The organism is Streptomyces avidinii, from assembly GCF_045161815.1.
GTDB classification, from domain to species: Bacteria; Actinomycetota; Actinomycetes; order Streptomycetales; family Streptomycetaceae; genus Streptomyces; species Streptomyces avidinii.
This window is the reverse complement of the sequence record NZ_CP108863.1, coordinates 8853440-8873286: the sequence shown is the minus strand read 5'-3', so window position 1 is coordinate 8873286 and position 19847 is coordinate 8853440. Positions and strand designations below refer to the sequence as shown.

Genomic DNA, 19847 nt, shown 5'->3' with positions numbered 1-19847 from the left:
ACGAAGTCGTATGGAGGGGTGGGCCGGTCGGGCGGTGCGGGGGGCCGCGGTGGGGCGCTCAGATGATGCGGCACTCGCGGGCCGAGGTGATGAGGGCATCGGCGGCGAAGTCGATGTCGGAGGTGGTGTGGGCGGCGGTGATGGCGATGCGCAGCCGGGCCAGGTCGTTGGGGACGGCCGGGGTGACCACGGGGAGGCCGATCGCGCCGTTCTTGCGGTAGGCGGTCGCGAGGTCGTAGGCGGACTCGTCGGAGCCGGCGATGACCGGGACGACGGCGGTCTCGCTGTCGACGGTGCTGATGCCGGCCTGGTTGAGGATGCTGCGGAAGCGTGCGGACTCGCGCTGGATGAACTCCACCCGCTGCGGCTCGCGCTGCATGATCCGCAGGGATTCCAGGGCGGCGCCGGTCTGTGCTCCGCCGAGGGCGGCGGAGAAGAGGAAGGGGCGGGCGGCGTAGCGCAGGTGGTGGACGAGTTCGGCGGAGCCGGCGACCCAGCCGCCCATGGAGGGGATGGCCTTGGAGAGGGTGCCGAGCTTGATGTCGACCTTCGCCTCGTAGTGGAAGTGCTCCTCGATGCCCTTGCCGGTGGCGCCGATGACGCCGAGCGCGTGGGCCTCGTCGACCATCAGGAGGGCGTTGTGGGCGTCGCAGACCTTGCGCAGGTCGACCAGGGGGGCGATGTCGCCGTCCATGGAGTAGACGCTGTCGACGATGACCAGGCGGACGCCGGTGTCGGGGGCGGCGGCGAGGCGGCGCTCCAGGTGGGTGACGTCGTTGTGGCGGAAGCGGGTGACGGTGGCGCCGGAGAGCTTGCAGCCGTCGACGATGCTGGCGTGGTCGTACTTGTCGATGAAGACGGTGTCGCCGGGGCCGACGATGGCGCCGACGGTGCCGACGTTGGCGGCGTAGCCGGAGCCGAAGACCAGGGCCCGCTCGCGGCCGGCGACCTTGGCGACCTCGGCCTCCAGTTCCTCGTGCAGGGGGGTGGTGCCGGCCAGGGCGCGTACGCCGTGGTTGCCGGTGCCGTAGCGGTCGACGGCGGCCTTGGCGGCGGAGACGACCCGCTCGTCGCCGGCGAGTCCGAGGTAGGAGTAGCCGGACATCATCAGCAGGCGCCGGCCGTCCTGGTCCGCGTACGCGGAGTCCCGCTCGGCCGTGTAGGCGACGAAGCTGTTCTTGCGGTTGGGTTCGTACTCCAGGGAGCGGACCCGGTCGCGGAAGTAGGCCAGCTTCGGCTCGAGGCGGTCCCAGGCAGCGGATGCGTTCACGTGCTTCTCCTCGTCGCGATCGTCCGGCGGACCCGGAACTCCATCGATGCCCCGCCGTTTCTCCGGCCGGGCTCTAGTGGAATTCCATTAAGACTCGGGGGGCGCAATAGCAGCGCAAGAGGATGGCTGCAGCGGGACTGCAGCGGTACTGCACCCGGACCGCAGCGGTGCTCGAAAAGCGAAAGGGATTGCCCGTACCTCGGGTTTTATTCGGATGGGAATGTTCATCGGCCGCTGTTGACATGCCGAGAAGGCCCGCCGGTATCCTCTGAATCGCACGGACTTGGGGGACACGGCCGGAAGCCGACCGTTTCGGAGTGTGCATAGTGCTGATCAGACTCATAGGTCTTGTCACGATCGAGCCGGACGGAGCACCGCCTCAACACCTCTCGAGCGCACAGGCGCAGGTCGCGTTCGCCCGGCTGCTCCTGGAGCGGGCGGGCGGTACGGACCGTGATCAACTGGCCGAGACCGTATGGCCCGAGGGCCTGCCGGACACCTGGGCGTCGGCCCTGCGCAGCCTGGTGAGCCGGGTGCGTACGTTCGTCACGACGCCGCAGGACGGGCCGGGGGCCACTCCCCTGGTCTCGCAGGGCGGCCGCTACCTCCTGCGGGTGCCGCACGACGCGGCCGTGGACGTGGAGGTCGCGGAGACCGCGCTGGCCGAGGCCGCGGAGGCGTACGCCGAGGGGGCGTACGCGGTGGCCCAGCAACTGGCGGCCGGCGCGGTGTCGAACCTGCGCGGCTCGTTCCTGCCCTCGCACGAGGGCGAGTGGGTCAATGCGATGCGTGAGCAGCTGGAGGAGCTGCGGCTGAAGGCGCTGGAGACGGCGAGTCTGTCGTCCTCGGCGCTGGGCGACGAGCACCATGCGCTGCGGTACGCGGAGGAGGCCGTGCGGCGGGCTCCGTTTCGGGAGAGTGCGTACCGGTGCCGGATGGCGGCTCATACCCGGGCCGGTAACCGGGCGGAGGCGCTGCGCAGTTATCAGCAGTTGCGGGAGGTGCTGGCGGAGGAGCTGGGGATCGACCCGGCGCCCGAGACGGAGGCGGCGTACCTGGAGCTGTTGCGTACGCCCGAGCCGCGGCCGGCGGTGCGTCAGCCGACGTGTCTGGACCCGGTGCTGATGGGGGTGTTCGAGGTGGATCACCGGATGCCGGTGCCGCGTCCGTGCTCGCTGGCCGACCACGGCTGTGTCACGCACCGGATGTCGTCCTCCCCCGCCGCCTGATCCGGGCGCGGGGAAGCCGCCGTCGCGCTGATGCGCGGCGGCGGCTGCGTCTGCCCGCACCCGTACGGACCCCCGCGATGCCGGTGCGCCCGTACGCGTACGGGTGCGGGTGCGGGGGTCCGTGCGGGTGCGGGCCGGTCGGGGGACGGCGGGCGGCCCCGGCCTCCCCTGGGGGGGAGGAGGCCGGGGCCGGGGGGTGCGGCGGGGGGATCAGGTGATGGACACGCCGCTGTCGATGCTGATGACCTGGCCCGTCATGCAGTCCTGGTCGAGGAAGAGGCCGACGCTGCGGGCGACCTCCTCGACGGTGACGAACCGCGGGATGGGGGCCTTGTCCTCCATGCCCTCGATGACCCGGTCGGGCAGGGTGTTGGTCATGCCGGTGATCATGAAGCCGGGTGACAGCGCGTTCACCGTCACCCCGCGGCGGCCGCACTCCGAGGCGAGGGTGCGGGTGAAGCCGATGAGTCCGGCCTTGGAGGCCGAGTAGGCGGTCTGGCCGGCGGTGGCGATGATGCCCGACGGTGACACGATGTTGATCACCCGGCCCCACCTCCGGCGCAGCATGTGCGGCACCGAGGCCCGGGCGGTGTGGAAGGAGCCGATCAGGTTGGTCTGGATGACCTGGGCCCAGTCGGCCGGGTTCTGCATGGCCATCAGGCTGTCCTTGCGGATGGCCCCGTTGTTGACGAGGACGTCCACCGGGCCGAGTTCGGCCGATATCTGCGCGTAGAGGGCCTGGGTGGCCTCCCACGAGCCGACGTCACCGGTGACCAGGGCCGACGGGTTGGTCAGCTTCTCCCGGACCGCCTCGGCTCCCTGCCGGGAGCTGTTGTAGTGGACGGCGACCCGGCAGCCCAGCGCGTCCAGTTCCAGCGCCAGGGCCTGGCCGAGGCCGCCCGAGGCGCCGGTCACGAGCGCGACCGGGGATTCGGGCCGCACACCCGCACCGTTCTTGCTCATGCCGCGACACCGCCCCACTCCATCAGGATCGAACCCCAGGTCATTCCGGCTCCGAAGCCGGCCAGCAGGACCTTGTCCCCGGTCTTGATCCGGCCCTCCTCCAGGGCCTCGGTCAGTGCGATCGGGATCGACGCCGAGGCGGTGTTGCCGTACTTCTGGAGGTTGGTGATCAGGGCCTCGGGGCGCAGGCCGGTGTGCGAGAGGATCGAGTTGATGATCCGGATGTTGGCCTGGTGGGGTACGACGTGGTCGATGTCCGCGGCGTCCACCTTGGCGCTCTCCAGCGTCTCGCGGACGGTGCGGACGGTGTAGCGGACGGCGTTGAGGTAGATCTCGTTGCCGTTGATCTGTGCGTAGTGCAGGCCCGCGTCCAGGGTCTCCTGGGTGGTGGGCATGCGGCTGCCGCCGGCGAGGACCTTGAGCGAGCCGGTGCAGGCCCCGTCGGCGCCCAGGTTCCACGCCTTGACGCGGTTCTCCGGGCCGGGCTGCAGGACGATGGCGCCCGCGCCGTCGCCGACGAGGATGGACAGGTCCCGGTCGGCCGGGTTGGCCGTCAGGGTGTGGGTGTCGGAGCCGATCAGGAGGATCGGCCGGGGGTCGATGGCGATCAGTGCCATGGCGGACACGAGCCCGTAGACGAAGCCCGCGCACTCGGAGTTGACGTCGTGCGCGCTGCCGGCGATGTCCAGTTCGTGGTGGACGAACGCGGAGGTCGCCGGGGACGGCTGCTCGGGCGTGGCGGTCGCGACGATGAGGTGGGCGATGTCGGCGCCGGTCAGGCCCGCCTTGTCCAGCGCGCGCCGGCCGGCCTCGACGGCCAGGGAGGCGGTGGTCTGCCCCGGGTCGACCGCCCGCCGCTCACGGATGCCGCAGCGGCTGACGACCCAGTGCTCGTCGACGCCGAAACGGGTCGCGAGTTCGGCACTGGTGACGATGCGTTCGGGTACGGACATGCCCCACCCGGTGATGTCGAAGCCGGTCACGTCACCCCTCGCTACGCCTGAGCCGGGACGAGATCGACGATCTTGGCGTACACGTCACGCAGGGTGGTCGTGTCGTCGAGGTCGGCGAAGAGCGACTCGTCGGCCGGAATGTGCGGGTACTGGTTCTGGAAGCCGTACAGCCACTCCATCAGGTCCAGCGAGTCGACGTCCGCGATGTGCTGGAGCGGGGCGTCGGGGCTGACCTCCGCGGCACCCGAGACGGCCTCGAGCTGGCTCGCCAGTTCTTCGATGGTGGGCAGCGACATGGGGTCGGTCCTCTCTCGGCAATGCAACTCGGCAGTGCGTGTCTGGTTTTCGAGAGCGATGAAATCCCTGCCCCCGCAAGGAAGACGCAACACGGTTGCCGGCCGTGTGTGCGGACCGTCTTGCGCGCACCTTGCGGGGCATCCGGTTTTCTCGACGCGAATTCGGAAAACAAGGCCCGCCGGACACGCAGGAAAGAGGATCAGGATGACAACGGTCGCCCCCAAGTCGGTGGACCCCGAGGTCGATGCGATCAGGCACCACTACGAGGTCAGCAACGATTTCTACCGGCTCCTGCTGGGCCCCACGATGATGTACTCCGGCGGCTACTGGGAAGACGGCGAGGACCTGGTCGCCACTCTCGACGAGGCGCAGGAGCGCAAGCTCGACAAGTTCGCCGAGCTGGCGGGCGTCGCCGCCGGCCGGACCGGGCGCGTCCTGGACATCGGCTGCGGCTGGGGCACGATGCTCAACCGCCTGACGACGGTGCACGGTGCGGAGCAGGCCGTCGGTCTGACCCTGTCGCGTACGCAGGAGGCGTTCATCGCCGGCCTGGACAACCCGCGGATCACCACGCTGGTGCAGAGCTGGGCCGACTACAAGGTCGCGGACGACAGCGAGAAGTACGACGCCGCGTTCTGCATCAACGCGCTGGAGCACTTCGTCTCCTCGAACCTGCCGCCGAAGGAGCGCACCAAGCGCTACCGGTACTTCTTCCAGCAGGTCGCGAACGCCCTGAACCCGGGTGCGAAGTTCGTGCTGCACACCATGACCGCCGAGGCGCTGCCGATGAACCGGGCGCTGCTGGACGACCTGAAGTTCCTGCAGCGCTCGGAGTTCGAGGGCTGCCACATCCCGCACCTGAGCGAGCTGTCCGCCGCCGCGGAGGGTCTCTTCGAGATCGACGAGATCGTCAACGAGCGCGAGTCCTTCGCGATGGCCTGCCGTGCCTGGCTGGTGCTGCTGGCCGAGCGCCGGGACGAGGCCGTGGCCATGGAGGGCGAGGAGGTCGTCTCGCGCTTCGAGCGCTACCTCGACATCTTCGCGTACACGCTCGAGGACAAGTTCTTCAACAACTTCCGCGTCACCATCACGCGCCGTTAAGGAGGTTGACGTGACGAGCATTCTCGAGCCGGCCAAGGACGGCGGGGCACGTACGGGCACCGAGGGGCGTCCCGGCGGCGGCGGCCCGACCCGGCATCTGCGGGTCGCGGTCATCGGCACCGGCTTCTCGGGCCTGGGCACCGCCATCCGGCTGCTGCAGTCGGGCATCGACGATTTCCTGGTGTTCGAGCGGGCCGACGAGGTCGGCGGCACCTGGCGCGACAACAGCTATCCGGGTTGTGCGTGCGACGTCATGTCCCACCTCTACTCGTTCTCCTTCGCCCGGAACCCGAACTGGAAGTCGACGTTCGCCTCGCGGGACGAGCTGTACGCCTACCTGCGGGAGACGGCGGACCGTTTCGGTGTCCGCCCGCACATCCGGTTCGGGCACGAGCTGGAGGCCGCCCGCTGGGACGAGGGCGAGCGGCACTGGAGGATCGAGACCTCTCAGGGGCAGTACACCGCGCAGTTCCTGGTGACCGGTACCGGCTACCTCAGTGAGGCGGCGGTGCCGGACATCAAGGGTCTGGCGGACTTCGAGGGGAAGGTCTTCCACTCCTCGAACTGGGACCACGACCACGACCTGGCCGGCCGCCGGGTGGCCGTCATCGGTACGGGTGCCTCCGCGATCCAGTTCGTCCCGGCGATCCAGCCCGAGGTCGGGCACCTGGACCTCTACCAGCGCACGCCCGCGTGGATCGGCCCGAAGCCGGACAAGGTCAACAGTGCGCGGCACACCGCGATGCTGCGTTCGCTGCCCGGCTACCAGCAGTTCCGGCGGGGCTTCAACATGTGGGGCCGGGAGATCCTGGCGTTCTTCTGGAAGCGGCCCAAGCTCGCCGAGAAGGTCCAGAAGATGGCGAGCGACCACCTGGAGAAGTCGGTGGCGGACGAGGCGCTGCGCAAGCGGCTCACGCCCGACTACCTGGTGGCGTGCAAGCGGCTGCTGTTCTCCAACACGTGGTACCCGGCGATCCAGCAGCCCAACGTGGAGATCGTCACGGAGGGGATCGCGGAGGTCCGGGCCAAGTCGATCGTGGGGAGCGACGGGGTCGAGCGCGAGGTCGACACCATCATCCTGGGTACCGGTTTCCAGGCCACCGACCGTCCGGTGGCGCGCCGGATCTGGGGCCGGGGCGGGGCGCAGCTGCGTGAGGTGTGGAAGGACGGGATGTCCGCGCACCGCGGCACGACCGTCGCCGGGTTCCCGAACCTGTTCATGCTGCTGGGTCCGAACACGGCGCTGGGTCACTCCTCGCAGACCGTGATGATCGAGGCGCAGGTCCGGTACGTCGTGGACTCCCTCAAGCAGGTCGAGAAGCGGGGCCTGGCCAGTATCGAGGTCCGTCAGGAGGCTCAGGACGCCTACAACCGCAGGCTGGACGAGCACCTGGAGGGCACGGTCTGGATGTCGGGCGGCTGCAGGAGCTGGTACCTCGACGCGAACGGCCGCAACACCTCGATCTTCCCGACGTACACCTGGCGCTTCCGCCGGGGCACCAAGCGCCTCGACCTGAGCGAGTACCAGCTCGCTTCCCAGGTACGCAGCACCAAGCCGGTACCTCACCAGTAGGAGACGTACGAAGATGAGCAGCACCCACAGAACTGCCGCGGGCACCGCCGCCGAGCCGTCCCGTCGCCGGGTCCTGGGCGGGATCGCGACCACGGCCGTCGCGGTCGTCGGCTGGAACACGGTGTCCCAGACCTGGGCGACGGCCGCCGAGGCGGCCGGGAGCTCCGATGTCGTCCCGGTGCCGGGGCTGGTCGGGACCCTGGAGACGACCCCGGGCGTGGTCGACGCCTTCGCCAACGACTTCGGTCACCTCTTCGACGGCGCCCCGAGCAAGCCGTGGGCCGTGCTGCGGCCGGGCGGCGTGGACGACATCGTCAAGATCGTCAATTATGCGCGGGCCAACAACATCAAGGTCGCCGTCAACGGTCAGGGCGGTACCGGCGACGACATCGAGTCGCACTCGGTGTACGGGCAGGCGCGTGTGCCGGGCGGTATCTCCATCGATGCCAAGGGGATGTCGAAGATCCTGTCGATCGGCGCCGACCACGCGGTGGTCGAGGCCGGTGTGACCTGGGGTCAGCTGACGGACGCGACCCTGCGGGTGGGCAAGACCCCGCCGGCGCTGCCGGACTACCTGTACATCTCCGTCGGCGGCACCATCAGCATCGGCGGTATCGGTGGCACCGTGCAGCGGTACGGTCTGCTGTGCGACACGGTGCAGTCGATCGACATCATCACCGGTGACGGCAAGCTGGTCACCGCGACGGCGACGCAGCGCACGGAGCTGTTCAACGCGGCGCTGTCGGGCGGCGGTCAGGTCGGCATCATCGTCCGGGTCAAGGTCAAGCTGATCCCGGCGCCGAAGCGGTCGGTGATCTTCAGCCTGTTCTACGCGAACGTCGAGACGTATCTGGCGGACTCGGAGAAGGTGCTGGCCGAGGGCCGGTTCCAGGTCCACGCGGGCGAGATGATGCAGAAGCCGGACGGCAGCGGCTGGCGCTACAAGCTGGAGGTCGGCGCCACCTACAACACCACGCCGCCGAACCGCGAGGCGCTGCTGTGCGGTCTGCAGGACGTGCGGGCGGACGCGGTCATCGAGGACGTGGCGTTCCGGGACTACATGTTCCGGCTCGATGCGTACGAGGCGGTGCTGAAGGAGGGCGGTCACTGGTACACGCCCAAGCCGTGGCTGAGCATGTTCCTGCCGGCGTCGAAGACCAAGCAGTTCATGAAGCGGGTGGAGCAGGAGCTGGACGCGAACTCGCTGGGCGGCGGGTTCCTGCTCTTCTATCCGTTCTTCACCTCGAAGATCAAGCGTCCGCTGGCGATGATGCCCAACGAGTCGGTGGTCTACCTGTTCGACCTGCTGCGGTTCCCCAACCCGGGTGAGCCGGGCATCCAGGCGATGATCGACCAGAACCGGCGTCTGTACGACATCGCGGTGGAGCTGGGGGCCAAGCGCTACCTGGTGGGTTCGATCCCGATGTCGAATGCCGACTGGAAGAAGCACTTCGGCAACCGGTGGACCGGTTTCGTGAACGCGAAGAACAAGTTCGACCCCCAGAACATCTTCACCCCCGGTCAGGGCTTCTTCGCCTGACAGCGGGAGCCCGACCGGTCGTGAAGTCCCGGCGGCGGGGGCGGGGAGAGGGACCCCGCCCCCGCCGCTTCCTTGTTTTCCCGTATGCAGTGGAGGCTTCGGCATGACGACGTACGACCTGATCGACGAGGCGGTGATCGACGCCCCGGCGGATGCCGTCTGGGAGGCGCTCGTCGCGGAGTTCCGCGGGGCCCGCAAGTGGTGGGTGCCGGCCAATACGTTCACGGCGGTCTCCGGCGCCCCGGACGAGGTCGGTGGCATGGTGGGCGTGACGGTGCACACCAAGGGCTCCGACAACGGCGGGCTGAAGCTGCGCTTCACCTCGCGCACGGTGGCGGTGGAGCGGGGGCGCCGGCTGGACATCGAGTACGTGGACGGGGTCTTCCGGGGTCCGAGCAGCTTCCGCCTGGAGCCGCTGGCGGACGGCCGTACCCGTATCTCCATGCACTTCACCGGCAGTCCGCACGGCTGGCTGAAGGTGTTGGCGAAGGTCGCGGACCTGGGCGTGGAGCATTCCAGGGGCACGCTCGCCGCGTTCGAGTCCCTGGACCGGCAGCTGTCGGCGGTGCCGCGGTGAGCGTGGCGGCGCATCGCTCGCGTGAGCTGACGGTCCGTACCGACGACGGGGCGGCTCTGGAGGTCACCGTGCTGGCCCCGCTGGCTGGCGCGCCGGCGGGTGCGGACGTGGTCCTGGTGCACGGCTGGGCGCACACCCGCCGGGTGTGGGGCACGGTCGCGGACCGGCTGATCCGGGCCGGGCACCGGGTGGTGTCCTACGACCAGCGCGGGCACGGTGCGTCCACGCTGGGCCGCACGCCGGTCTCGGTGGAGCGGCTGGCCGCGGACCTGGCGGCGGTCCTGGGTGAGACGGACGCGCGGGAGGCGGTGGTCGTGGGGCATTCGGGCGGCGGGTTCGCGGCGCTCTCGTACGCGGCGACGTCGCCGTCGGCGGGCCGGCTGCGCGGGCTGGTGCTGCTGGGCACGGCGGGGCACGGGCAGGACACCCCGGACAGCGAGGTGAAGATGATGGGCAGTCCCGTCTTCTCCGCGGCGCTGCGCCGGCCGTGGCTGGGCCGCAGGCTGCTCGGTTCCACCATGGGCAGGGACGTGGATCCGGTGGTGCGGGAGGTGAACCGGCAGCTGTTCGCGGCGGCGGTGCCCCGGGTGCGGGCGGAGTTCTTCCGCTGTACCCGCGGCTGGGACGTCCGTGAGGCGCTGAAGGGTGTCACGGTGGCGGCGGTGGTCCTGCACGGGGAGGCCGACAAGGTGATCGACATCGAGCTGGCGCGGACCCTGGCCGAGGTGATTCCGGGCGCCCGTTTCGAACGGGTCCCGGACGCGGGGCACATGCTGCCGCTGGAGCGGCCGCTGCTGGCGGTGTCCGCGGCGATGGAGCTCGCCTCGCGATGATCGAGGAACTCCTGCCTTCGGGCGTCACGTCTTCGGAAGCCTTCGACGACGCGGCGCCCGCTCCGCTTTTCCCGGCCGAGGCGGCGTTGATGGAAGGCCGCCGGGAGCGGCGGCGGCTTCAGTTCGCGACCGCGCGGGCGTGTGCCCGGCGGGCTCTGGCCGGCCTCGGGGTGCGGCCGGTGGCCCTGCTGCCGGGCCCGGGCGGGGCCCCGCAGTGGCCGTCCGGTGTGGTCGGGAGCATCACCCACTGCGAGGGGTACCGGGGGGCGGTGGCCGCGCCGGCGGGGGTGGTGGCGGCTCTGGGCATCGATGCGGAGCCGGCAGGTCCGCTCCCGCCGGGGGTGCTCGGGCTGATCACCTCGCCCGGCGAGCGCGCCCATCTGGCCGCTCTGGCCGCCGCCGATGCCTCGGTGCCGTGGGAGCGCGTGTTGTTCTCCGCGAAGGAGGCGGCGTACAAGGCCTGGTATCCGGCGGCCGGGATCTGGCTGGGTTTCCGGGACGCGAGCCTGGTCCTGTCCCCCGCGGGTACGTTCACGGCCGTGCTGCGGCCGCCGGTGCCGTCGCCGGTGGACCCGGTGTACGAGGGTCGCTGGCTGGCCGGGCGGGGTCTGGTGCTGACGGCGGTGGCGCGGGGGGTGCCGGCGCTCGTGCCGGCCGCCCGGGCCGTGTCTTTCGGATCGGGCCGGGCCTGAGCGGCGGGTTGTTGTTCAGGGGGCGAGTACGACGGTGCGGGCGGGGTGTGCGGGGCGGGGTGCGCTGGTGTGGGCGGCGCCGTTGCGGAATTCCTGGGGGCTGATGCCGCGGACCCTTTTGAAGGCGGTGGAGAGGGCGAAGGCCGAGCTGTAGCCGACGCGGCGGGCGACGTTCGTGACGGTGGCGTCCGGTTCGCGCAGCAGGTCGGCGGCGAGGGCGAGGCGCCAGCCGGTCAGGTAGGCCACCGGGGGCTCGCCGACGACGTCGGTGAACCGGCGGGCCAGGGAGGCCCGCGAGACGCCGACCTTGAGGGCGAGTTCCTCCACGGTCCAGCCGTGGAAGGGGTTCTCGTGGAGCAGCCGCAGTGCGGGGCCGACGACGGGGTCGCTCTGTGCGCGGTACCAGGCGGGGGCGCCGCTGCCGGGGGCGGCCAGCCAGGTCCGCAGGACGCCGATGAGCAGCAGGTCCAGGAGGCGGTCCAGGACGATTTCCTGGCCGGGTTCGTCCTTGGAGATTTCCGAGGTGAGCAGGGTGACCAGGGTGTTGTCGGCGGCTTCGGCGGGGCGGACGAGGATGGTGGGCAGGGCGGTCAGCAGGCGGCGGCCGATCTCGCTGGGTGCCTGGTAGGTGCCGCTGAGCATGATGGCGGAGCCGTCGTCCTGGAAGGCCTCGCCCCAGGTGCGTACGCCCAGGGCCATGGTGTCGGTGACGTCCTCGCCCTCCTGGGTGTTGCACCGCTGTTCGGGGCCGACGGTGATCTGGACGGGGGTGTCGGGGGCGTCGGCGACGGTGTACGGGTCGGGGCCGCGTACGACGGCGACGTCTCCGGGGCGGATCAGGACGGGGGTGGCGTGGTCGGGCAGGAGCCAGGCGTCGCCGTGGACCATGGTGACGACGGAGAGGGGGGCCCGGTCCTCGACGCGCAGGGACCAGGGCGGGTTGAGGACGGATTTGAGGAGGAAGGCTCCGCGGGCTTTGGGGCCTTCCAGCAGGCCGGTGAGCGTGTCCATGTCCTCATCCTCTCGGACGGCGTGGCGAAGCGCCCGCTCTCCCGCGGGGGACGGAAAGAGAGCGGGCGCCGTTCGCGGGGTGGGGGGGCGGGCCGGTGGCGGGGTGGTGGGGTGGTGGGCGGGTTCTAGGCGGCCGAGGCGCGGCCGTGCAGGGTCAGTGCGCGGCCCAGGGCGGCGAGGGCCGCCGTGCAGGCCACGGTGCGCACGAGGTTGCCTGTGGTCCAGCGGCCGCCGAAGCGGGTGCGGGCGGCCGCGGCGTCGGCGCCGGTGCGTGCGAGCTGGTTGTTGAGGGGGATGTTGACGAGGGCGGTGACGGCCAGTGACAGTCCGTAGAGGGCGAAGGCGAGCCAGCCCCAGCGGGCGGCGTCGGGGCGGCCGCCGCGCTGCTGCTGGGTGGCGGCGATGCCGGTGGCGAGGAACGCGCCGAGGAAGAGCAGGCCGAACAGGCCGTTGTCGATGGCGTCGTTGATGTTGCGCATGGCGGTGACGTACGTCTGGTCGTCGCCGCGGCCGAGGCCGGGCATCACCGAGATGTCGAAGGCGAAGTAGAGGCCGGCCATCAGGCCGGTGCCCACCGTCGCGGCCACCAGGGTCACGGATTGTGTGGTCGTGCCGGTCACTTCAGGATCCCCTTCAGGGTGCGGGTGTAGCGGCGGTGCAGGAGTGTGGAGCCGATCAGGCGGACCGGTGGCGGGATGGTCGCGGCGACGTGGGCGACGGAGCGGTGGGGGGCGCCGTCGAACATCCAGGGCTGGAGGTGGGTCATGACGCGCAGGGGTGCGCTGGAGACGACTTTGCGTTCCTCGGCCAGGTAGGCGCGTTCGCCGAGGCGTTCGAAGACGGGGAAGACGATGCGTTCCTCGTCGCGGAGGTGGTCGCGCAGGACGCCTTCGAAGGTCCGGGCGGCGCGGACGAGGCCGTCGCCGCGGTGGGCGACGGCGGTGGCGACGGCGGTCATGGCGGCGTCGAGTTCCTCGTGGTCCTCGTGGAGTTCGCGGGCCTGGGCGTCGAAGTCGGCGTCGCGGCGGCGCAGTCCGGGCCACAGGACGTCGTCCTCGCTGGTGTGGTGCCATTCGATGGTCTCGCGCAGCTGCTGCCACCAGTGGGTTCCGGCGCCGTTCCACGCCGGGGCGGCGGCGCGCAGGCGGGCTGCGTCGCGTCGCATGGCGATGTGCATCAGGGCGAATCCGTGGAAGTACGGGGGGAGGGTGTCGAGTCCGTGTTCGCTGGAGTACGTCCGGGGCGTGGGCATGGGAACCTCCTGTGCCCCGAGTACCGGGCGGCGGCCGTACCAGAGTCGCCGCCCGGTCAAGGAGCGAAAGGGATGGAGCCGGTGGTGAGCGGTGCGCGGCGGGTGGGGTCAGACGTTCCAGACTCCGGTGGCCGCGGCTTCGCGGGCGAAGTCGGCGAAGTCCTTGGGCTTGCGGCCGAGGGCTTCTTCGACGCCGTGCACGAGGTGGGCGTTGCGGCCGTCGAGGATCATGGTGAAGAGGTCGGCGAACTCCTCGGGGAGGTTGTTCTCGCGCAGGACGGCGCGGTACTCCTCGTTGGTGACGGAGATGTACTTGATGTCGCGGCCGGTGGCCTTGGAGAGTTCGGCGGCGACGTCGCTGTAGCTGAGCAGGCGCGGGCCGGACAGTTCGTAGGTCTTGCCGATGTGCTTGTCGTCGGTCAGGGCGGCGACGACGACGTCGGCGATGTCGTCGGCGTCGACGAAGGCCTCGACGGCGTCGCCGGTCGGCAGGGCGATCTCGCCGGCCAGGACGGGCTCCAGGAAGAAGCTCTCGTTGAAGTTCTGGTTGAACCAGCTCGAGCGGACGATGGTCCAGTCGGCGCCGGAGGCCTTGAGGTTGTTCTCGCTGACCTCCGCGGCCTCCTCGCCGCGGCCGGACAGGAGCACCAGGCGGCGGGCGCCGTGGGCGACGGCGACCTTGGAGAATTCGGCGACCTGTTCGGCGGCGCCGGGGAAGGCGAGGTCGGGGTAGTAGGTCACGTAAACGCGGTCGACGCCTTCGAGCGCCGGTACCCAGGTGGCGGGCTCGTGCCAGTCGAAGGCGGGGGTTCCGCTGCGGGAGCCGATGCGGACCTGGCGGCCCTGGGCGGTGAGCTTCTCGGCGACGCGTCGGCCGGTCTTGCCGTGACCGCCGATGACGAGGGTGATCTGCGTGTTCTGCGCGTTCTGAGTCATGAGTACAGTCAAGTCCAGTCTCGCGAGACGGGCCATAGCCGCAAAGCTCAGTTCCATATGCGTGCGTCTACGGGTGGTGGCCCGGGGCGCGACGGTGAGCGGGCGGCTTCGGCATGAGCGCGAGAATCGTAGGCATGCGGGCGGGGGGCGGGCCAGGGCGTCCCGAGTGGTTCTGGACGTGTTGTGGAGGCTTCTTCGAGCATGTCTCGAGCGGTCCTCGGGGGGTCCTGGGCGGGGTCCTGGGCGGGGTGGGCCGGCCGGTGGTGTGCGGCGGGAGTCGAGCGGTTCTCATGTCGCGGCGGGCAGCATCTGCCGTGTTGATTCGACCCCGCTGCTGGGAGGCCGCATGAACGCCACTCCGGATCATCCGGAGCTCGACCGGTTGTCCGCCGATCTGGCCGGTCTGCTCGGACGGGTCGGGCTCGATCCGTCCGGCGGGCGGCCGGCGCGCCGGGACCGCATCGACATCCGTTTCGCGGCTTCGGCCGCCCGCCATCCGGGCCGTGTCGCCGCCCGGGACGCGCAGGCGGAGGCGACCTATCTGGAACTGGAGTGGCTGGCGGACGACATCGCGCGGCGGCTGTCGGGGCGTGCGGGCCCGGGTTCGGCCGTGGCGGTGCGGGCCCGGCGCTCGTGCACGAGGGCGGGCGCGGTGGTCGGTGTGCTGCGGGCGGGTGCGGCGGTGCTGCCGCTGGAGCCGGGGCACAGTGCGGGCCTGCAGGAGTTCTTGATGCGCGATGCGGGCGTGTGGGTGGTCGTCTCGGACTGCGGGCTGCTGGGCGGTGAGATCCCGGTGGTCAAGACGGGCGGGTTCGTCATCGCGGTGCGGCCGCCGCTGGCGGTGCGCCGCGAAGTGCCGCCGGGGACGGCGTTCATGGCGCTGCCGGCGGGCGGTGATCCGGGGCGGGCGCTGGCGGTCCGGCCCGTCGCCCACGCGGATGTGCTGTCGTGGGTGGACAGTTGTGTCCCGATGCTGGGGGCGACCGTGGACGACGTGTGGACGTGCCTGCACTCCCTGAGCCTGGATCTGGGCATGCGGGAGATGTGGGGTCCGCTGCTGTCGGGCGGCCGTGCGGTGGTCGTGGACGGGGACACGGCGGGCGACGCCCGGGCGTTCGCCCGGCTGCTGGCGCGCGAGGAGGTGACGGTGGTGACGCAGCTGCCGTCGGGGTTCGCACGGCTGAGCCGTGCGGCCCGCGGGACGGTGCTGCCGGCGCTGCGGCACGTCCTGCTGTCGGACGAGCCGGTGGACGCTGCGGCGCTGGCCGCCTGGCGGTCCGCCCGGATCGCCCCGCAGGCCCTCGCCTGGGACGTGTCGAGGTCGCCGAAGGTGCTGTGAGGCGGCCTGCGCACCTGTGGCAGGGCCCCCGGCGGGTGACCGTCGGGGGCCCTGCCGTGTGCGGGGTCCGCGCGCGGGACGGAGCGGAGCCGGGTGGGGTGGGGTGGGCGGTGGGTCAGAAGTTGCCCAGTCCGCCGCACACGTTGAGGGCCTGGGCGGTGATGGATGCGGCCAGGTCGGTGGTCAGGTAGCCGACGAGGCCGGCGACCTCCTGGGGGGTGGAGTAGCGGCCGAGGGGGATCTTCGACTCGAGCTGCTCCTGGACGTACTCCTCGGTGGTGTCCCACACCTGGGCGTAGCCGGTGCGGACCCGGGCGGCCATGGGGGTCTCCACGTAGCCGGGGCAGACCGCGTTGACGGTGGTGCCGGTCGGCGCGAGTTCCTTGCCCAGGGCCTTGGTGAAGCCGACGACGGCGTGTTTGGAGGCGGAGTAGGGGGCGCCGAGGAGTACTCCCTGCTTGCCGGCGGTGGAGGCGATGTTGATGATGCGGCCCCAGGGTTCGGCGCCGAGTCCGCCGCTGTTGAGGACCTCGCGGGTGAGGAGGAAGACGCTGTTGAGGTTGGTGTCGATGACGTCGTGCCACAGTTCGTCGGTGATACCGGCGGTGGCGCCGCCGCCGCTGCGGCCCGCGTTGTTGACCAGGATGCTGACGGGCGCGCCGTAGGCGGCGACGGCCGCGGCGACCAGGTCCCGGACGGCGGACCGGTCGCGTACGTCGGCGGCCGCGCCCTGGACGCTGAGTCCTTCGGCCTGGAGGTCGGCGACGGTCTGCTTGACCTTGACCTCGGTGCGGGCGCAGACGAACACGCGGTGCCCGCGGGCGCCCAGGTCCCGGGCGACGGCCAGTCCGATGCCGCTGGTGGCCCCGGTGACCAGGGCCACGGGCCGCTCGGGGGCCTTGTCCATCGCCTTCACCGTCATGCTCGTCCCTCCGTCACTCGCCTCTGCTGTGTGCAGCGTGTCGCAGGGAACTCGTGGCGCGGCGGAAGGGGGATGGAGGCGGCGTCGGGGCGGCGGACCCGGTGGGGGCGGCGGTGCGGGTGGGGGGGCGGGTTCAGTGGGGCCGCCAGCTGCCGGCGCGGCGGGGGCGGGCGGGGCGGGCGGGGTGCGGGTGGTCCCAGGCGGCGGGGACGGTGGGCGGCGGGGCCGGTTCGGGGGGTGCGGCGCGGCCCGCGAGCAGGGCCGTCAGGACGGCGAGGACGGCGGCGGTCTCGTCCTCGTCGGGGTGGCCGCGGTGGATCCGCCAGGTCTGCGGCTGCGGCGTGTCGGGGCCGGCCGCTTCGCGGGCGGTCATACGGGCGGGTTGCCGTGCTTGCGCGACGGCAGGTCGGCGTACTTGGGGCGGAGCATGGCGAGGGCTCCGGCGAGGACCGATCGGGTCTCCCCCGGGTCGATGACGTCGTCGACCAGGCCGCGTTCGGCGGCGTAGTAGGGGTGCATGAGCTCGGTCGTGTACTCCTTGATCTTCTGCCGGCGCATGGCGTCGGGGTCGGCCGCGGCGGCGATCTCGCGGCGGAAGATGACGTTGGCGGCGCCCTCGGCGCCCATGACGGCGATCTCGTTGGTGGGCCAGGCCAGGGCGAGGTCGGCGCCGATGGAGCGGGAGTCCATGACGATGTAGGCGCCGCCGTAGGCCTTGCGCAGGACCAGGGAGATCCGCGGGACGGTGGCGTTGCAGTAGGCGTAGAGGAGTTTGGCGCCGTGGCGGATGATGCCGCCGTGTTCCTGGTCGACGCCGGGCAGGAAGCCGGGGACGTCGACGAGGGTGACCAGGGGGATGTTGAAGGCGTCGCAGAACTGTACGAAGCGGGCGGCTTTTTCGCTGGCGTGGATGTCGAGGACCCCGGCGAGGCTGGCGGGCTGGTTGGCGACGAAGGCGGTGACGTGTCCGTCGATCCGGGCGAGCGCGCACACGACGTTGGTGGCCCAGGCGGGGTGGACCTCGAAGTAGTCGCCGTCGTCGACGACTTCCTCGATGACCCTGCGGATGTCGTAGGCCTGCTGCGGGTTGGCGGGGACGATGGTGCCGAGGGCGTCGGTGCGGCGTGCGGCCGGATCGCCGGTGGGTTCGCGCGGCGGTGTCTCGCGGTTGTTGGCGGGCAGCAGCGACAGGAGGTGGCGTACGTCCTCCAGGCAGGTGGGTTCGTCCTCGTGGGCGAAGGCGGCGACGCCGGAGACCGTGGCGTGGACGTCGGCGCCGCCGAGGCCGTTCTGGGTGATCTCCTCGCCGGTCACGGCGCGGACGACGTCGGGGCCGGTGATGAACATCTGCGAGGTGTCGCGGACCATGAACACGAAGTCGGTCAGGGCCGGGGAGTAGGCGGCGCCGCCGGCGCAGGGGCCGAGCATCACGCTGATCTGCGGGATGACGCCGGAGGCGCGGGTGTTGCGCTGGAAGATGCCGCCGTAGCCGGCCAGCGCGGAGACGCCTTCCTGGATACGGGCGCCGGCGCCGTCGTTGAGGGAGACCAGGGGTGCGCCGGCGGCCAGCGCCAGGTCCATCACCTTGTGGATCTTCTCGGCGTGGGCCTCGCCGAGTGCGCCGCCGAAGATGCGGAAGTCGTGGGCGAAGACGAAGACGGTGCGCCCGTCCACGGTTCCCCAGCCGGTGACCACGCCGTCGGTGTAGGGCTTCTTGTTCTCCAGGCCGAAGCCGGTGGCGCGGTGCCTGCGCAGGGCTTCGATCTCGTGGAAGGACCCTTCGTCCAGGAGCAGGCCGATCCGCTCGCGGGCGGTGAGTTTGCCCTTGGCGTGCTGGCGTTCGGTGGCCCGTTCGTCGGGGCCGGCCACTGCGTGGGCCTTGAGGGCGGCGAGTTCGGCCGTGCGGTCGGGGGCCGGTACGGGTGGCGCGTCGGTGATGGTCATGTGGCTCCTCCAGGAGGCGGTGGCGGGTTTCAGTTCGCCCGGTGCAGCGTGAGGTGGCCGCGGCGGCGGGCGGGGCGGGCGGTGCGGTACGGGGACGGCGGCGGCCCGGGATCGGCCGCCGTGGCCGGTCCGGCGGCGGCGAGCGCGGCGCGGGCGGGGACGGGGACGGCGGCGGCGTGTTCCTCCCGCAGGACCTCGGTGAGGGCCCGGCGCAGCCGGTCGATGTCCTGGGGGGTGTTGTCGTGGTGGACGCAGGCGCGCAGTGCGGGAGCGGTGATGCGGCCGGCCGGGTGCAGGGGGTGCTCGTGCGCGACGGTCTTCGCCAGGACGACCCCGCGGCGGGCCAGGCCGCGGCGGATGGCCGCGGCGGGGATCTCGGCGTGCCGGAAGGCCAGGACGCCGGCCTGCCGGCGGCCCGCGGCGAGCAGTTCCATGCCCGGGGTGTCGCGCACGGCGGCGCGCAGCAGGGGCAGGAGGTCCTGGTGCGGGCGGCGGGCGGCGGCCGTGTGGTGGTCGAGGGCGGCGCCCAGCGCGGCGACGGCGGCCGGGGCGGGGGCCCGCACGGCTCCCTCCGCCAGGCCCTCCGCCGGGCCGCCGTACGGGCCGCCGTGCGGGCCGCCGTGCGGGTCGTCGTGCGGGTCGTCGTGCGGGTCGGTCCGGGGGTCGGTCCGGGGGTCGGGGGCGAGGTGGGCGAATCCGATGTCCTGCGGGCCGCGCAGGAACCTCCAGCCGTCCGCGGTGAGCAGCTGGCAGCCGATGCGCGCGGCGTCGACGGGGAGCAGGCCGACGGAGTGGGAGGCGTCGAGGGTGTAGCGGGCCCGGTGGGGGGCCAGCAGCCGGCCGATGTCCTCGACGGGGTTGACGGTTCCGCAGGCCGCGGAGAGGTGGACGGCGGAGACCAGGGCGACGTCCTCGTCGAGGTGGGTGCGCATCCAGTCCAGGTCGAGGTCCCCGTCCGGGCGCAGCGGGACGACCTCCAGTCGGCAGCGGGTGCGCTCGCGCAGGGCGTGCAGGGCGGTCAGGTTGGCGATGCCCTCGTGGGGTGTGGTCCAGATCCGGTCGCGGGGGCCCAGGACGGTGGTGCGCGCGAATGCCTCGAAGGCCTGTGCGGCGCCGGTGGTCAGGACGGTGCGGCCGGAGCGGACGCCGAGCAGGGCGGCGAGGCGTGCGTGCAGGCCCGGGTGCGTCCTGCCGCCGGGCCTTTCGCGCAGTGCGGCCGGCCCGTAGCGGTCGTCGAGGGCGGTGCAGCGGGCGAGTACGGCGTGCACGGCGTCGGGCATCCGGCCGGTGCCGGCGGTGTTCAGGTGGGCCGTTCGTTGCCCGTGGTGCGTCGGCGCGTTCATTTCAGGGGCCTCCCCCCGCTGTCGGGGCCGCCGGACGTCAACGACCCTCCCCCAGCAATGTATTGCCAATAG

Annotated in this window: 20 protein-coding genes; 8 read left to right on the top strand and 12 right to left on the bottom strand. The window is 71.7% G+C overall.

Going from position 1 to position 19847, the window contains the following annotated elements:
• Positions 1-58: 58 nt before the first annotated feature.
• On the bottom strand, positions 59-1270 hold the full coding sequence (locus OG373_RS40405) for a pyridoxal phosphate-dependent aminotransferase family protein (RefSeq protein WP_030390268.1): 1212 nt from the start codon (positions 1268-1270) through the stop codon (positions 59-61).
• Positions 1271-1596: 326 nt separating this feature from the next.
• Here OG373_RS40405 and OG373_RS40400 point away from each other — a divergent pair, with 326 nt between their 5' ends.
• A complete protein-coding gene (locus OG373_RS40400; protein ID WP_397739571.1) occupies positions 1597-2499 on the top strand; it encodes a BTAD domain-containing putative transcriptional regulator in 903 nt (300 codons plus the stop codon).
• Between the two features lie 210 nt (positions 2500-2709).
• Here OG373_RS40400 and OG373_RS40395 read toward each other — a convergent pair whose 3' ends face one another.
• The 3 genes from OG373_RS40395 to OG373_RS40385 are packed head-to-tail and all read right to left on the bottom strand — an operon-like array spanning position 2710 to position 4711.
• A complete protein-coding gene (locus OG373_RS40395) occupies positions 2710-3462 on the bottom strand; it encodes an SDR family NAD(P)-dependent oxidoreductase (protein ID WP_405435170.1) in 753 nt (250 codons plus the stop codon).
• A complete protein-coding gene (locus OG373_RS40390) occupies positions 3459-4445 on the bottom strand; it encodes a 3-oxoacyl-ACP synthase III family protein (RefSeq protein WP_405435171.1) in 987 nt (328 codons plus the stop codon). Before OG373_RS40390 ends, OG373_RS40395 begins: the two co-directional genes overlap by 4 nt.
• A gap of 11 nt (positions 4446-4456) precedes the next feature.
• Positions 4457-4711 carry a hypothetical protein gene (locus tag OG373_RS40385; RefSeq protein WP_030390264.1) on the bottom strand — a complete coding sequence of 85 codons (255 nt, stop codon included), beginning with the start codon at positions 4709-4711 and terminating at the stop codon, positions 4457-4459.
• A 205-nt stretch (positions 4712-4916) separates the two neighbouring features.
• Between OG373_RS40385 and OG373_RS40380 the strand changes: the two genes are divergently transcribed.
• The 6 genes from OG373_RS40380 to OG373_RS40355 all read left to right on the top strand — a co-directional run bounded on the left by OG373_RS40380 (position 4917) and on the right by OG373_RS40355 (position 11028).
• Positions 4917-5813 carry a class I SAM-dependent methyltransferase gene (locus tag OG373_RS40380; RefSeq protein WP_189974557.1) on the top strand — a complete coding sequence of 299 codons (897 nt, stop codon included), beginning with the start codon at positions 4917-4919 and terminating at the stop codon, positions 5811-5813.
• Between the two features lie 10 nt (positions 5814-5823).
• On the top strand, positions 5824-7386 hold the full coding sequence (locus tag OG373_RS40375) for a flavin-containing monooxygenase (protein ID WP_405435172.1): 1563 nt from the start codon (positions 5824-5826) through the stop codon (positions 7384-7386).
• A 13-nt stretch (positions 7387-7399) separates the two neighbouring features.
• Positions 7400-8926 (top strand): FAD-binding protein, encoded by a 1527-nt coding sequence (locus OG373_RS40370; RefSeq protein WP_405435173.1) that lies wholly within the window; start codon positions 7400-7402, stop codon positions 8924-8926.
• A 103-nt stretch (positions 8927-9029) separates the two neighbouring features.
• Positions 9030-9503, top strand: a complete 474-nt coding sequence (locus OG373_RS40365; RefSeq protein ID WP_405435174.1) for an SRPBCC family protein — start codon at positions 9030-9032, stop codon at positions 9501-9503.
• Positions 9504-9505: 2 nt separating this feature from the next.
• Complete coding sequence (locus OG373_RS40360) at positions 9506-10336, top strand: alpha/beta fold hydrolase (RefSeq protein WP_405435175.1); 831 nt, start codon at positions 9506-9508, stop codon at positions 10334-10336.
• Positions 10333-11028, top strand: coding sequence for a 4'-phosphopantetheinyl transferase (locus OG373_RS40355; RefSeq protein ID WP_405435176.1), 696 nt, complete (start codon positions 10333-10335; stop codon positions 11026-11028). The genes OG373_RS40360 and OG373_RS40355 overlap by 4 nt, the downstream gene beginning before the upstream one ends.
• Positions 11029-11043: 15 nt before the next feature.
• Here OG373_RS40355 and OG373_RS40350 read toward each other — a convergent pair whose 3' ends face one another.
• The 4 genes from OG373_RS40350 to OG373_RS40335 form a co-directional block, all read right to left on the bottom strand.
• Positions 11044-12039: an AraC family transcriptional regulator gene (locus tag OG373_RS40350; protein ID WP_397738534.1), complete on the bottom strand. Its 996-nt coding sequence runs from the start codon at positions 12037-12039 to the stop codon at positions 11044-11046.
• Between the two features lie 125 nt (positions 12040-12164).
• Entirely contained in the window at positions 12165-12659 is a 495-nt protein-coding gene (locus OG373_RS40345; RefSeq protein WP_405435177.1) for a DUF1772 domain-containing protein, read from the bottom strand.
• Complete coding sequence (locus tag OG373_RS40340; protein ID WP_405435178.1) at positions 12656-13291, bottom strand: hemerythrin domain-containing protein; 636 nt, start codon at positions 13289-13291, stop codon at positions 12656-12658. The genes OG373_RS40345 and OG373_RS40340 overlap by 4 nt, the downstream gene beginning before the upstream one ends.
• A 108-nt stretch (positions 13292-13399) precedes the next feature.
• Positions 13400-14227, bottom strand: coding sequence for an NmrA family NAD(P)-binding protein (locus OG373_RS40335; protein WP_405435179.1), 828 nt, complete (start codon positions 14225-14227; stop codon positions 13400-13402).
• A 346-nt stretch (positions 14228-14573) separates the two neighbouring features.
• Between OG373_RS40335 and OG373_RS40330 the strand changes: the two genes are divergently transcribed.
• On the top strand, positions 14574-15566 hold the full coding sequence (locus tag OG373_RS40330) for an AMP-binding protein (RefSeq protein ID WP_405435180.1): 993 nt from the start codon (positions 14574-14576) through the stop codon (positions 15564-15566).
• Between the two features lie 115 nt (positions 15567-15681).
• Here OG373_RS40330 and OG373_RS40325 read toward each other — a convergent pair whose 3' ends face one another.
• The 4 genes from OG373_RS40325 to OG373_RS40310 all read right to left on the bottom strand — a co-directional run bounded on the left by OG373_RS40325 (position 15682) and on the right by OG373_RS40310 (position 19775).
• Positions 15682-16488 (bottom strand): SDR family NAD(P)-dependent oxidoreductase, encoded by an 807-nt coding sequence (locus tag OG373_RS40325; protein ID WP_405435181.1) that lies wholly within the window; start codon positions 16486-16488, stop codon positions 15682-15684.
• 133 nt (positions 16489-16621) lie between these two features.
• Positions 16622-16861, bottom strand: coding sequence for an acyl-CoA carboxylase epsilon subunit (locus OG373_RS40320; protein ID WP_405435182.1), 240 nt, complete (start codon positions 16859-16861; stop codon positions 16622-16624).
• The gene (locus OG373_RS40315; protein WP_405435183.1) at positions 16858-18432 is read right to left on the bottom strand and encodes an acyl-CoA carboxylase subunit beta; all 1575 of its coding nucleotides are present in this window, start codon (positions 18430-18432) and stop codon (positions 16858-16860) included. The genes OG373_RS40320 and OG373_RS40315 overlap by 4 nt, the downstream gene beginning before the upstream one ends.
• Positions 18433-18461: 29 nt before the next feature.
• Positions 18462-19775 carry an aminotransferase class V-fold PLP-dependent enzyme gene (locus OG373_RS40310; RefSeq protein ID WP_405435184.1) on the bottom strand — a complete coding sequence of 438 codons (1314 nt, stop codon included), beginning with the start codon at positions 19773-19775 and terminating at the stop codon, positions 18462-18464.
• Between the last annotated feature and the right edge of the window lie 72 nt (positions 19776-19847).

Excerpts from the sequence above, each read along its gene's own strand:
- OG373_RS40395 (WP_405435170.1), bottom strand. The coding sequence starts at position 3,462 with ATGAGCAAGAACGGTGCGGGTGTGCGGCCCGAATCCCCGGTCGCGCTC.
- OG373_RS40385 (WP_030390264.1), bottom strand. The coding sequence starts at position 4,711 with ATGTCGCTGCCCACCATCGAAGAACTGGCGAGCCAGCTCGAGGCCGTC.
- OG373_RS40380 (WP_189974557.1), top strand. The coding sequence starts at position 4,917 with ATGACAACGGTCGCCCCCAAGTCGGTGGACCCCGAGGTCGATGCGATC.
- OG373_RS40370 (WP_405435173.1), top strand. The coding sequence starts at position 7,400 with ATGAGCAGCACCCACAGAACTGCCGCGGGCACCGCCGCCGAGCCGTCC.
- OG373_RS40365 (WP_405435174.1), top strand. The coding sequence starts at position 9,030 with ATGACGACGTACGACCTGATCGACGAGGCGGTGATCGACGCCCCGGCG.
- OG373_RS40355 (WP_405435176.1), top strand. The coding sequence starts at position 10,333 with ATGATCGAGGAACTCCTGCCTTCGGGCGTCACGTCTTCGGAAGCCTTC.
- OG373_RS40350 (WP_397738534.1), bottom strand. The coding sequence starts at position 12,039 with ATGGACACGCTCACCGGCCTGCTGGAAGGCCCCAAAGCCCGCGGAGCC.
- OG373_RS40340 (WP_405435178.1), bottom strand. The coding sequence starts at position 13,291 with ATGCCCACGCCCCGGACGTACTCCAGCGAACACGGACTCGACACCCTC.
- OG373_RS40335 (WP_405435179.1), bottom strand. The coding sequence starts at position 14,227 with ATGACTCAGAACGCGCAGAACACGCAGATCACCCTCGTCATCGGCGGT.
- OG373_RS40330 (WP_405435180.1), top strand. The coding sequence starts at position 14,574 with ATGAACGCCACTCCGGATCATCCGGAGCTCGACCGGTTGTCCGCCGAT.
- OG373_RS40325 (WP_405435181.1), bottom strand. The coding sequence starts at position 16,488 with ATGACGGTGAAGGCGATGGACAAGGCCCCCGAGCGGCCCGTGGCCCTG.
- OG373_RS40320 (WP_405435182.1), bottom strand. The coding sequence starts at position 16,861 with ATGACCGCCCGCGAAGCGGCCGGCCCCGACACGCCGCAGCCGCAGACC.
- OG373_RS40315 (WP_405435183.1), bottom strand. The coding sequence starts at position 18,432 with ATGACCATCACCGACGCGCCACCCGTACCGGCCCCCGACCGCACGGCC.
- OG373_RS40310 (WP_405435184.1), bottom strand. The coding sequence starts at position 19,775 with ATGAACGCGCCGACGCACCACGGGCAACGAACGGCCCACCTGAACACC.